Source organism: Paenibacillus sp. J22FR83 (assembly GCF_059691955.1).
The window spans coordinates 197,606-210,123 of record NZ_JCAUAM010000005.1 but is presented as its reverse complement, the minus strand read 5'-3'; the positions used below and the strand labels follow the sequence as shown (position 1 = coordinate 210,123).

The following is a 12,518-nucleotide window of genomic DNA, read 5'->3' as shown; positions in this document are numbered from 1 at the left end:
TCATAGTTATCAGTATTACCGCTTAGCAAAAAAGGCATACGGATTTCACCGTATGCCTTTTTAAGAAATCATTATTTGAACTCAGTAAGTAGTTTGCTGAAGTCAGCTTCGGAAAGCTTAAGATCTTGCTTCGTTAGACCTTCTTTAGCAAAGTTAGGGATGGAATCTTCATAGCTCTTTTTGTCTTTGTTTTGGTAGATGATACCCGTTAGCATGGAATTCGTTTCCATGATCTTCGTCATCGCCATCACACGGTTTGTGTAATCGTAGTCTGGAATTTCATCCAAATCAACGATATTCTCTTTGAACCAGTCATATGTGTTTACTTTGTTGAAAGTAACACATGGGCTGAATACGTTAATCAAGGAGAATCCTTTGTGATTCAAGCCAGCTTCAATTACTGCTGTCAACTGTTTCAAGTTACTGGAGAATGATTGTGCTACGAAAGAAGCACCAGCAGCCATTGCAATTTCTAATGGCGAAATTGCTGTTTCAATTGTACCTGATGGTACACTTTTCGTTTTGAACCCTTCCGCACTACGCGGAGATGCTTGACCTTTTGTCAAACCGTAGATTTGGTTATCCATGACAATATAAGTCACATCAATGTTACGACGAATAGCATGAACTGTATGTCCCATACCAATTGCAAAGCCGTCTCCGTCTCCACCAGATGCGATAACTGTCAAATCGCGGTTAGCCATTTTCACACCTTGAGCGATTGGCAAAGATCTACCATGAATACCGTGGAATCCATATGCATTGATGTAACCAGAAATACGTCCAGAACATCCGATACCTGATACGATTGCTAGGTTTTCCGGCTCTAACCCAACGTTAGCTGAAGCACGTTGAATCGCTGCTTGTACGGAGAAATCTCCGCATCCTGGACACCAGTTAGGCTTTACATTGTTACGAAAGTCTTTTAATGTTGCCATGCTAAAGTCAACTCCTTACATTTTTGTTCGATTTCTGCAGGTAAGAATGGGTTACCGTTATATTTAAGTACATTTTTGATTTTATCTGCATGACCAACATGCAATTTGATTTGATCAGCTAATTGACCTGTCGCATTGTTTTCAACAATGATAACTTGTTTCGCTTTTTCAACTAGCGGGCGAAGTTGGTCAGCTGGGAACGGATGAATCAAACGCACAGTTGCGTGGTTGGTTTTGATGCCTTCCAATTCAACACGGCTTCTTGCTTCATCAATAGTTCCACCCGTGGAACCCATACCGATAATAAGAAGATCCGGATTCTCATGAGGTGCATCAAATTTGATAGCATCTGTAACTTGAATGTGTTTCAACTTCTCAAGACGTTTATCCATCATGCGTTGGCGATTCTCCGTGCTCTCCGATGGACGACCTGTTTGATCATGCTCTACGCCTGTAACATGGTGAATACCATGTTTAACACCAGGGATTACACGAGGAGAAACACCTTTCTCCGTGAACTCATAACGTTTGAACAATTGATTAGGCTCTTGTTCAGGAGCTTCATTTACAAGTGCACCGCGGTCAATCACAATTCGGTTATAATCCAGCATTTCTGCGGATTGTTTACCTAGGGAAAGTTGAAGATCTGTCATTAGAATAACAGGTACTTGGTATTGCTCAGCAAGGTTGAAGGCTTCAATCGTATCATAGAAACACTCTTCAATCGTGCTTGGGGACAATACGATTTTTGGGATTTCACCGTGTGTTCCGTACACCATAGCATTCAAATCTGATTGCTCTTGTTTAGTAGGAAGTCCTGTACTTGGACCACCACGTTGCGTATCAACGATTACTACTGGAGTTTCGGTCATTCCTGCAAGACCAATAGCTTCCATCATAAGAGACAAACCAGGACCTGCTGAAGCTGTTAGGGCACGAGCACCTGCGTAGTTAGCACCGATAGCCATAGTGCATGCTGCAATTTCATCTTCCGTTTGGATAACCGTTCCACCCAATTTAGGAAGTACTTTTTGCAAATACTCCATAACTTCGGAAGCTGGTGTAATTGGATATGCCGGCATGAAACGGCAACCTGCTGCTACAGCACCAAGTGCGATTGCATCATTTCCGATCATGAACAATTTTTGTTGACCATCAGCAGGCTCAAGTTGGAAGTCAGCGATAGGTCCGCCAGCTAGTTCAAGGACAGATTCTGCACCTTTGCGAACTGCTTCAATATTCTTCTCAACAACTGCTGCGCCCTTACGTCCAAATTCTTCTTCTACAGCTTTATTAAACACGTCAATCGGCAAGCCAAGTAGAGCCCACGAAGCGCCTGACGCGGCCATGTTCTTAAATAGGGAAGTTCCTAACTCCTCTGCAATTGCAGTAATGGGTACTGGGAACAATCTAGCTTTAATACCTTCTGGTAAAACAGGGTTGAATTTAGCGTCCGCAACGATAACACCGTTGTCGCGAAGCTCGTGTGCATTGAAATCGATACTTTCTTGATCGAAAGCAACAAGAATATCCAAGTCGTCTGAAATTGCGCGAATCGGTTTGGTGCTGATGCGGATCTTGTTATTCGTATGTCCCCCCTTAATCCGTGAAGAGAAATGACGGTACCCATACAAATAGTAACCGAGACGGTTCAATGCAGTAGAGAAAATGCGGTCTGTACTTTCGACCCCTTCACCCTGCTGACCTCCGATTTTCCAAGATAACTGACTAATCACCGTACGTCCACTCCTTTTAATTGTAGCTGCGTGAAGAAAATTTGATAAGCTGTTTGTTAAGTAATATAAGATTTTCAATAAAAAAATTCTTTCACTGTCATCCAAATTCTATGCCTTTACAGAGTAAATTGCAAGGGGTTTAACCGTTTCTAACAGATAGAGTTTTTAGATTGTATCCATATCAATATTAGATTGGTTTTTAATTATTCATTGCGGAAGGTTCTGCAACATGAAATTGCGCCAGTTCCCGTACAAAAACGCCTCCACTTGCGACTCTGTATAGTTTTTACACAAAGCTTCTATAATATTTCCGTAATCTCCAACATGTCTTAAATCTTTGACCCATTGTTCGATTCCATCAAAGTCTGAACCAAAACCAATCTGGGACTCTCCGCCTAATGCACAAACATGATCAATATGTTTTAGAATCGTGGAAATTTCTACTGGCGTTTTCAAGTTCTCTAGAAAGTAAGGAACAAATGTAATCCCCATCATACCCTTACATTCTATGATAGCTTTTATCTGATCGTCTGATAAATTTCTTGGATGAGGACAAATGTGATAAGCGTTTGAGTGTGAAGCGATAAACGGTTTTCTGTAAACGTCTACAAGCTCCCAGAAGCCCGATACAGAAAGATGGGACACATCGACTATTATACCCATAGTTTCTATTTCTCTTAACATCAGCTTTCCTTTTTTCGTAAACCCCCCTTTTCTTTGCTCCATAATGCCGTCCGCTGCCCAATTCGCGTAATTCCAAGTAATCCCTGCGCAACGAACACCTAAATAATCGAGTATCCGCAAATGGGTCAGATTGCCAGCAAGTGCATCTAAACCTTCAATAGTGAGAATAGCTCCTATTTCCTGTGTTTGCTCTATGTCTAACCAATCTGAAGCCGTTCGAATCCATCTCATTTGTGGATGGTTAATAATCTTACGATGAAAAATATCTATCATTTGCAAAACATGCTCAAAGCTAGGATTAGGAATGGACTCTGAAAGATAGATCGCAAAAAATTGCACCTTAACGTTTGCCTGCTGCAACTTTGGCATGCTTACATCTAACTCTAATACATTCTGATTAAATGCCAGTTTACCATTCTGAAATAGTTTCGTTAGTGCATCACAATGTCCATCGACAATCTTCATTATAGTGCCTCCTCCTAACAAACGCACATTATGTCCATACAGCACAAAAACCTCTATACAGAGGTTTCATAGGTACTGTGATAACAATTCGATTTAACTGGCAGTCAGTCATGAAAAGTTAACACTTATACTGTTGTCTAACCATTTACCGTGGCTCGACAATCAATTTAATCGCTGTCCGGTCCTCCCCATCAATAACGATATCCGTGAAGGCTGGTACACATATTAAGTCGACTCCACTAGGCGCCACAAATCCTCTTGCGATAGCTACTGCTTTGATGGCTTGGTTCAAAGCGCCTGCACCTATCGCTTGAAGCTCAGCGGCTCCACGCTCACGCAATACGCCTGCCAATGCACCTGCTACGGAGTTTGGATTGGATTTTGCTGAAACTTTTAACACATCCATGAATAGTACCTCCTCGGAAATGATGGATAGCTTCCAATACCCATCATATTCACGAGGTACACGAAACATGCTACCTACCACATGTCATTCAAACAGATACCATTCATATTCCTTACAACTAATCCATAAATACTTGATCCTCGTCGTATCTAATCAAATTAATCCCTTTGGCAAGTCCAGTCTGATCGTTTAATTCTATAACAACGGCATGGAAATGCCATTTTCCCTCATCAGTAATGAAACGCACAGGAAGCTGTGTCTTAAACTTCTGAAGCACAGCATTACGTTCTACCCCTAGAATGCCATCACGCGGCCCTACCATCCCTACATCCGTCACATAGGCTGTTCCTTGAGGCAATACGCGGTTATCATTTGTTTGAACATGTGTGTGGGTTCCTACAACCGCTGACACCTTACCATCCAAGTGCCAACCCATTGCGATTTTTTCTGAAGTTGCTTCCGCATGGAAATCGACAAAAACAAATTTATGCTTTTTCTTATCTCCTTCTAATATCTCATCCACTTTACGGAATGGGCAATCAATTGGAGGCAAGAATGTTCGTCCTTGTAAGTTTATAATAAGAAGTTCTTGATCTTTCACTTTAATGACGGTGTGGCCCTTACCAGGCGTACCTGGAGGAAAGTTCGCAGGACGCACCATCTTATCGTCTCGATCAATAAAATCGAAAATCTCTTTCTGATCCCATGTGTGGTTGCCCATCGTAATCGCTTGAATGCCCATTTCATAAATTTCTTTGGCAATTGCTTGGGTTATCCCTTTCCCCGCGGCTGCATTCTCACCGTTGGCAATGAAGACCGCATGTGGATGTAATTGCTTTAGTCTTGGCATGATATTTTTCAATGCTTTTCTTCCAACAGAACCTACGATATCACCAATAAACACAATTTTCATAACTTAAAACAAGCTCCTTTATATGACCCAATCATCTATTCCATTCGGCCTTGAAAATAAGGAAAAGTGGCTATAATAGCCACTTTTCGCATTTGTTTCTTATTTAGCGTATTCAACTGCTCTAGTTTCACGAATAACCGTAACCTTAATATGTCCTGGATAATCGAGTTCACCCTCGATTTTCTTCGTAATATCACGGGCTAAACGGAACGCTTCAGTGTCATCCACTTTCTCTGGCTGCACCATGACACGTACTTCGCGACCTGCTTGAATGGCATATGATTTCTCAACACCTTCAAATGATTCTGAAATCTCTTCCAGTTTCTCAAGACGCTTGATATACGTTTCTAGCGTTTCTCTTCGTGCACCTGGTCTTGCCGCAGACAATGCATCCGCAGCTCCGACTAACATAGCAATTACTGAAGTTGCTTCCACATCACCATGATGTGAGGCAATACTATTAATTACAATTGGATGCTCTTTGTATTTCTTGCCTATCTCAACACCGATTTCGACATGAGACCCTTCCACTTCATGGTCTAACGCTTTACCAATGTCATGAAGCAGCCCGGCACGTTTCGCCAAAGTTACGTCTACCCCGAGCTCTCCGGCCATTAAACCAGCCAGATACGCTACTTCCATGGAATGTTTCAACACGTTTTGTCCGTAACTTGTTCTGAACTTTAGGCGCCCCAAAATTTTGATCAAGTCAGGATGCAAACCATGTACCCCAACTTCAAACGTCGCTTGTTCCCCATATTCGCGGATACGTTCGTCCACTTCTTTACGAGACTTCTCAACCATCTCTTCGATACGTGCGGGATGAATACGTCCATCCGCCACAAGTTTCTCAAGTGATGTGCGAGCAATTTCACGACGGATTGGGTCAAAACCAGATAAGATTACTGCTTCAGGCGTATCATCAATAATAAGGTCAATACCAGTCAATGTTTCCAATGCTCGGATATTTCTACCTTCACGACCGATAATGCGACCTTTCATTTCTTCATTAGGCAACGAGACAACGGATACCGTAGTTTCCGCTACGTGATCTGCCGCACAACGCTGGATAGCAAGTGTGATAATCTCACGTGCTTTCTTATCGCCTTCTTCTTTGGCTTGTTGTTCGATCTCTTTGATCAGCTGAGCAGTCTCATGACGAACTTCTTGCTCTACATTAGTAAGAATAATACTCTTCGCTTCTTCCATAGTAAGACCAGAAATTCGTTCCAATTCGGAAACTTGGCTTTTATAGAGCTGATCAATCTGTGTTTGTGTATCCTCGATTCGCTTCTCTTTGTTGGCTACTAGCTCTTCTTTACGCTCGAGAGACTCTAATTTTTTATCCAGCGATTCCTCTTTTTGTAACAGTCGTCTTTCTTGTCGTTGAATTTCATTCCGACGTTCACGAATGTCTTTTTCAGCTTCGGAGCGTAGTTTGTGAACTTCGTCCTTTGCTTCCAGAACCGTTTCTTTTTTCAGTGCTTCTGCTTCCTTTTTGGCAGATTCTTTTATCTGCTCAGCGGCTGTTTCAGCACTGGAAATTTTCGCTTCTGCAAGAGATTTACGGATAAAATAACCAATCCCTAAGCATGCAGCTCCAACAACGAGAATGATCGCGATCCAGATGGCAGTCATCATCTTGTTCACCTCCTCGTTGGTTTCTCCAAGTTGTTAGCCTGGGGTACCTTCGGTTTTTTAATCCGATTCAATTGTTTGACTAGTCATACATACCCTTCAATAGTAAGAGTATGGCTTTTAAATGAATGCGCACTGTGCGTTAGGGCACTATAGTGCTAATAATCCATAATCAACAGTGTAAAAATTGGCGGTTTTTACAGCTGTCTTCTCAAAATCAATGAAATTAGTATGATTTTGAATACATTATGAAAATATACACTGTTATTTTATCTTTTGTCGAAGAAGCTTGTCAAGCGTATGTCCTAGAGTTGATTAATTAGACCCAAATTACAAACGCCGATAATTAATGTCATTAAGTTTATTCGAATTAATTAACGCCATTAATTAAAATCAAATTCATCTTCCATATAATCCAATTCTTCCTCATCTGTTTCAGTACTTACGACTCCCAAGACCTTAGTAACAACAGCTCCCGTATAACCTCTTCGCATTAGAAATGCCGCAGTCTTACGCTTTCTATCCATTACTTTTCCTGAGGTTTGCTTCCATTTCGTTTGTGCTACTTTCAATGCGCCTTCGTACTCATCATCTGGATTAATTGACTCCATGGTACTTTTAACCACATCTTGATGTATCCCTTTTTGTTGCAGTTCTTGTCGAATTAGATTTCGTCCTTTGCGTTGTGAAATCACGCGGTTGTCCGTCCACATCTTAGCGAATTCTTCGTCATTGATGTATTTATTTTCAACAAGCTTGTCACACACCCACGCTATTATAGGTGCTTCAAACCCTTTCTCTTTCAATTTACGTTTAACTTCTGCGAGAGAATGAGGACGTCTTCCTACCATATGGAGTGCTTTAACGTAAGCCATATTTCGTTCTTCATCTAGAATAATAGCTTCAATCGCTTGCTGATATAGAGATTCTCCTTTGTTTAAACGATGCTTGATCAGAATATCTTCATGAACTGAAAAAGCGTACTCCTCATTCAGATAAATATTGTAACGATGTCTCCCTTGCTTTTGCTTCTCTACTTTAGTAATTACTTGTAATTCTTGCTCTTCGTTATTCATCTCAACAATCCCCCAAATGAAGAAAAAAACACCCCAACACAAGGTTAAGGTGCTTCATCCATCCTAGTTTTCAAACCTATTCAAAAGCTGTTTCCAACTCGTCTTCTTCATCTTCATCTGTATTCGGGCCAACAACTTTAATCAAGTTGCTATTTTCTCTGATGCGAAGTTCGATCGTTTCGGAGATTGCTTTATTATCTTTCAAGAATTGCTTAGCATTCTCACGACCTTGACCAAGACGTTCACCTTCATAGGAATACCAAGCACCGCTCTTATTGACAATATCCATTTCAGTTCCGATATCGATAATACTACCTTCGCGGGAAATTCCTTCACCGTACATAATATCAACTTCAGCTTGTTTAAATGGAGGCGCTACTTTATTCTTAACAACCTTAATTCTCGTACGGTTCCCAACCATGTCATTCCCTTGTTTTATCGTTTCTACACGACGCACATCTAAGCGTACAGAAGAGTAGAACTTCAATGCACGACCACCAGGTGTCGTCTCTGGATTTCCGAACATAACACCAACCTTTTCACGCAATTGGTTGATGAAGATAGCGATAACTTTGGATTTGTTGATTGCACCGGACAATTTACGAAGCGCTTGTGACATCAAACGCGCTTGAAGACCTACGTGAGAATCCCCCATGTCACCTTCGATTTCCGCTTTCGGTACTAGTGCTGCGACGGAGTCGATAACGATAATATCTACAGCGCCACTGCGAACAAGTGCTTCCGCGATCTCAAGTGCTTGCTCACCTGTATCTGGTTGAGAAAGTAATAGTTCATCTATATTAATACCAAGTTTGCTTGCATAGGAAGGATCCAACGCATGCTCTGCATCGATAAAGGCAGCTTGTCCGCCCACTTTCTGAACTTCTGCAATCGCATGTAGAGCCACAGTTGTTTTACCTGATGATTCTGGTCCATAAACTTCGATAATTCTTCCGCGTGGGAATCCACCTATTCCAAGTGCGATATCCAAGGCAAGAGCACCCGAAGAAATCGTTTCAACTTGCATATGTGTAGATTCTCCAAGTTTCATGATGGAGCCTTTTCCGAACTGTTTCTCAATTTGACGTAATGCGTTATCTAACGCGGCACGACGATCTGACAAAACGACCACTTCCTTCTATCATTATAGGTATATGATAACTTGTTTTAGCACGTTTGCCAAGCATTTTTTCGAACATACATTCGTTTTTTTTGCGAACAAACAAAAAACCGTAACAAAGTTATCGCTTTGCTACGGTTCTTCCGTTAACTACCTCTGATTATAGAGGATTTCTAGTTTTCTTTCAACTGTTTCCATAATTGATAGAGTGCACGCTTAGCTGCCCTATGTTTAATTGACTCTCTATTGCCTGATAGTTGAAGAGTATAAACTTCAGTCTTCGCTTGCTTTTGCGCTAATCCGACATAGACAAGTCCCACAGGCTTCCCTTCAGACGGGCTTGGACCCGCCACACCGGTCACAGATATGCCAAAGTCACTTCCTGTCCTAACGAGCAACTGCTCGGCTAAAATAACAGCTGTCTCGCTGCTAACAGCACCTGGAGCACCTTCCCCCTCCAAAATTTCCATAGGTACACCGAGCAGCCCATGTTTTAAAGCGTTGGAGTACACGATAATGCCGCCTAAGAAGGACTCTGAACTGCCTGGCACTGTCGTTATTAAGTCGCTAAGTAAACCGCCTGTACAGCTCTCAGCAACAGCCAGCGTCTTCTTGTTAGCCGTTAGCAATTGCAAAACAACTGTCTCAATAGGGACGTCGTGATCCGCATAAAGATATTCTCCTAAGCGGTTAGCAATTTCATCCTCAGTCGCTTTGAGCTTCATCTCACCTTCTGCGGCTGTATGTGCACGAGTTGTCAACCGAATTGTGACCTCCCCTTCTTTGGCATATGGGGCAATAGTCGGGTCCGTTTGCGTTTGAATCAAATCTATCAACTGGTGTTCCAAATTCGATTCACCAATTCCTGCAAACTTCAACATTTTAGAATATAGTGGAACTTCATCATTCATTCGTAATTGTAGCCACGGGACTGCATATTTAGTAAACATAGGCTTCATTTCTTTAGGTGGTCCTGGCAAAAGAACGAAATGTGTCCCCTCGAAGGTGAGTGCATTTCCCACCGCTAAACCTGTCTCATTATGTAAGGGATCGCTGCCTTCTAGCATAAGTGCCTGACGACGGTTGCTTTCCACCATATGAATGCCTCTTGAAGCAAACATCGCAGCAATAGCCTCCATAGAAGGCTCATGAAGCACCAATTCACGTCCCGTTAGGGAAGCTAATACATCCTTGGTCAAATCATCTTGCGTTGGCCCTAGTCCACCTGTGCAAATCACAACATCAGCACGGGATGCAGCTAATCGAAGACTGTCTAACAAGCGCTGCTCGTTATCACCAACAACCGTTTGAAAATAAATATCAATCCCTTGCGCTGCACATTCTCTAGAAATAAACTGCGCGTTCGTGTTCACAATTTGACCTAGTAATAACTCTGTCCCTACTGCAATAATTTCTGCTTTCATCTACGAGTCCCTCCTTAAAATGAGAAAACCTCTAACGTGATCGCTCGTTATAGATCGACCGCATTTAGAGGTAAGTTACATGGAACTATGACTTTTCCGAAAAATCGATGACGTGTTTATTTTTGACGAAATATTCCACACCAGAATAAACGGTAATAATTGCTGCAGCCCAACTAGCTATTACATCAAAGGGAACATCTAGAAACGTAAATGGAAAATTATTAATCAGCAGTGCAATGATGGCTGTAATCTGAGCCGCCGTCTTCGCCTTACCCCATTTGCTAGCAGCCATGACAGTACCCTCTAGAAGAGCAATTTGACGAAGTCCAGTCACTGCCCATTCTCTGCTAATAATGACAATAACAATCCATGCATCAACTTTATCCATTTCTACTAATGAAACAAGTACAGCGGTAACAAGCAGCTTGTCTGCCAAAGGATCCAAAAGCTTGCCTAAATTCGTAACAAGATTACGTTTCCTAGCAATGTAACCATCTAAGCTATCTGTACTCGCAGCAATAATAAAAATTAAAGCAGCAATAATTTGATTATACGTTATGCTAAACTCCTCTATCCGTATTTGAGGAAATTTTACCTTAATCAGCAAAAAGAACATGATGATCGGTACTAATAAAATTCTCGCTACGGTGATGCGGTTAGCTAAGTTCATGCAATTACCTCCCCTGACAAGTCAAACTCGTAGGAGTGGGTAACACGAACCTTCGCAAGTTCACCAATATTTAATTTCCCATTGGAAACGAACACTTCGCCATCAATTTCTGGAGCGTCGAATTGCGAACGACCAATATAAACGTCGCTTCTTCCATCATATCTTTCAATAAGCACGTCAATCTCTTGCCCAATTCGGCGACCGCCGCGGATATTCGAAATTTCACGTTGAATTTCCATAATCGCATTGGCACGATATTCTTTCACATCATCTGGAACTTGATCCGGCAGTCTTGATGCAGGTGTATCATCTTCCATCGAGTATGCAAACACACCAAGGCGATCGAACTGAACATCTCGTACGAATTGTTTCAAGTTCTCAAAATCTTGTTCAGTCTCACCAGGGAACCCAACAATTAAGGAAGTGCGCAAGGCAACATCCGGAATCGCTTCACGAATTTTACGAACGAGTTCGCGTGTATCTTTCTGGCGACCTGGTCTGCGCATACGCTTAAGAATAGAATCTTCACTATGTTGTAATGGCATATCAATGTACTTGCACACTTTCGGATTCGTCGCCATGACTTCAATCAACTCATCACTGAAGAAGCCTGGGTATGCATAATGCAGACGTACCCACTCAATACCTTCTACTTCACTCACTTTGTTCAGCAAAGTAGGAAGCATGAAGCTATCATAAATATCCGTTCCATAGTTTGTAGAATCTTGTGCAATTAAGCTAACTTCTTTAACACCTTGAGCCGCAAGGCTTGCAACTTCAGCAACGACCGATTCCATACTTCTGCTTTTGAATGCGCCGCGCATAATTGGAATAGAGCAGAATGTACATGCGTTATCGCACCCTTCTGCAATCTTGACATAGGCTGTGTAACGAGGTGTTGTCATCAGTCGAGGCAGGTCAGCGTCATAGTTAAATACCGGATTCCCTACTAGAACCGGTTTCTTGCCTCTAAGCGCTTCGTCCACAATGTGGTTAATCTTATCAAAATCACCCGTACCTACAATGCCATCAATCTCAGGCATTTCTTCCATTAACTGCTTTTTGTATCGTTGTGTTAAACAGCCTGAAACGATTAACGCCTTGAGATTCGCTGTTTGTTTCAGTTCTGCCATATCCAAAATTGTATTTACGGATTCTTCTTTAGCAGCATCAATGAACCCGCAAGTGTTCACGATAATGACTGTCGCATCTTCCTTGTTGTCTACAAGGTGGAAACCACGGCCATGAATTAAACCTGACATAATCTCGGAATCAACCATATTCTTCTCGCATCCGAGAGTAACTACTTTAACCTTTTCTGTCATGAAAGAAACAACCTCCAATAGTCCTAAAAAACACTCCCTACCAGTATAATACAAGCCAATTAGGGTGTCAAAATGTAAAAACCCCCTGAATCCAGGGGGTTTTCCTTCAAGTAACCTTATTCT

General features: G+C 41.9%; 11 protein-coding genes. All 11 read right to left on the bottom strand.

The features are described 5' to 3' along the window. Window positions 1-71: 71 nt before the first annotated feature. Complete coding sequence (locus tag AC58PV_RS11455) at window positions 72-938, bottom strand: 2-oxoacid:ferredoxin oxidoreductase subunit beta (protein WP_068662513.1); 867 nt, start codon at window positions 936-938, stop codon at window positions 72-74. Further along, a complete protein-coding gene (locus AC58PV_RS11450; protein WP_497432357.1) occupies window positions 926-2,674 on the bottom strand; it encodes a 2-oxoacid:acceptor oxidoreductase subunit alpha in 1,749 nt (582 codons plus the stop codon). Before AC58PV_RS11450 ends, AC58PV_RS11455 begins: the two co-directional genes overlap by 13 nt. A 207-nt stretch (window positions 2,675-2,881) precedes the next feature. Beyond that, window positions 2,882-3,823, bottom strand: coding sequence for a dipeptidase (locus AC58PV_RS11445; protein WP_497432356.1), 942 nt, complete (start codon window positions 3,821-3,823; stop codon window positions 2,882-2,884). Window positions 3,824-3,968: 145 nt separating this feature from the next. Then, window positions 3,969-4,229 (bottom strand): stage V sporulation protein S, encoded by a 261-nt coding sequence (locus tag AC58PV_RS11440; RefSeq protein ID WP_028558349.1) that lies wholly within the window; start codon window positions 4,227-4,229, stop codon window positions 3,969-3,971. A gap of 118 nt (window positions 4,230-4,347) precedes the next feature. Then, window positions 4,348-5,142, bottom strand: coding sequence for a TIGR00282 family metallophosphoesterase (locus tag AC58PV_RS11435; RefSeq protein WP_497432355.1), 795 nt, complete (start codon window positions 5,140-5,142; stop codon window positions 4,348-4,350). A 99-nt stretch (window positions 5,143-5,241) separates the two neighbouring features. Then, on the bottom strand, window positions 5,242-6,783 hold the full coding sequence (rny, locus tag AC58PV_RS11430; RefSeq protein WP_056625130.1) for a ribonuclease Y: 1,542 nt from the start codon (window positions 6,781-6,783) through the stop codon (window positions 5,242-5,244). 380 nt (window positions 6,784-7,163) lie between these two features. Beyond that, window positions 7,164-7,856 carry a regulatory protein RecX gene (locus AC58PV_RS11425; protein WP_497432354.1) on the bottom strand — a complete coding sequence of 231 codons (693 nt, stop codon included), beginning with the start codon at window positions 7,854-7,856 and terminating at the stop codon, window positions 7,164-7,166. Window positions 7,857-7,932: 76 nt separating this feature from the next. Further along, window positions 7,933-8,979, bottom strand: coding sequence for a recombinase RecA (gene recA, locus AC58PV_RS11420; RefSeq protein ID WP_497432353.1), 1,047 nt, complete (start codon window positions 8,977-8,979; stop codon window positions 7,933-7,935). A 170-nt stretch (window positions 8,980-9,149) separates the two neighbouring features. After that, the gene (locus AC58PV_RS11415) at window positions 9,150-10,400 is read right to left on the bottom strand and encodes a competence/damage-inducible protein A (protein WP_497432352.1); all 1,251 of its coding nucleotides are present in this window, start codon (window positions 10,398-10,400) and stop codon (window positions 9,150-9,152) included. Window positions 10,401-10,485: 85 nt separating this feature from the next. After that, window positions 10,486-11,070, bottom strand: a complete 585-nt coding sequence (pgsA, locus tag AC58PV_RS11410; protein WP_497432351.1) for a CDP-diacylglycerol--glycerol-3-phosphate 3-phosphatidyltransferase — start codon at window positions 11,068-11,070, stop codon at window positions 10,486-10,488. Next, window positions 11,067-12,395, bottom strand: a complete 1,329-nt coding sequence (gene rimO / locus AC58PV_RS11405) for a 30S ribosomal protein S12 methylthiotransferase RimO (protein WP_497432350.1) — start codon at window positions 12,393-12,395, stop codon at window positions 11,067-11,069. The genes pgsA and rimO overlap by 4 nt, the downstream gene beginning before the upstream one ends. Window positions 12,396-12,518: the final 123 nt, after the last annotated feature.

What these genes read in the sequence shown, in the direction of transcription:
- AC58PV_RS11455 (WP_068662513.1), bottom strand. Translation starts at nt 938, where the DNA reads ATGGCAACATTAAAAGACTTTCGTAACAATGTAAAGCCTAACTGGTGT.
- AC58PV_RS11445 (WP_497432356.1), bottom strand. Translation starts at nt 3,823, where the DNA reads ATGAAGATTGTCGATGGACATTGTGATGCACTAACGAAACTATTTCAG.
- AC58PV_RS11440 (WP_028558349.1), bottom strand. Translation starts at nt 4,229, where the DNA reads ATGGATGTGTTAAAAGTTTCAGCAAAATCCAATCCAAACTCCGTAGCA.
- AC58PV_RS11435 (WP_497432355.1), bottom strand. Translation starts at nt 5,142, where the DNA reads ATGAAAATTGTGTTTATTGGTGATATCGTAGGTTCTGTTGGAAGAAAA.
- rny (WP_056625130.1), bottom strand. Translation starts at nt 6,783, where the DNA reads ATGATGACTGCCATCTGGATCGCGATCATTCTCGTTGTTGGAGCTGCA.
- AC58PV_RS11425 (WP_497432354.1), bottom strand. Translation starts at nt 7,856, where the DNA reads ATGAATAACGAAGAGCAAGAATTACAAGTAATTACTAAAGTAGAGAAG.
- AC58PV_RS11415 (WP_497432352.1), bottom strand. Translation starts at nt 10,400, where the DNA reads ATGAAAGCAGAAATTATTGCAGTAGGGACAGAGTTATTACTAGGTCAA.
- pgsA (WP_497432351.1), bottom strand. Translation starts at nt 11,070, where the DNA reads ATGAACTTAGCTAACCGCATCACCGTAGCGAGAATTTTATTAGTACCG.
- rimO (WP_497432350.1), bottom strand. Translation starts at nt 12,395, where the DNA reads ATGACAGAAAAGGTTAAAGTAGTTACTCTCGGATGCGAGAAGAATATG.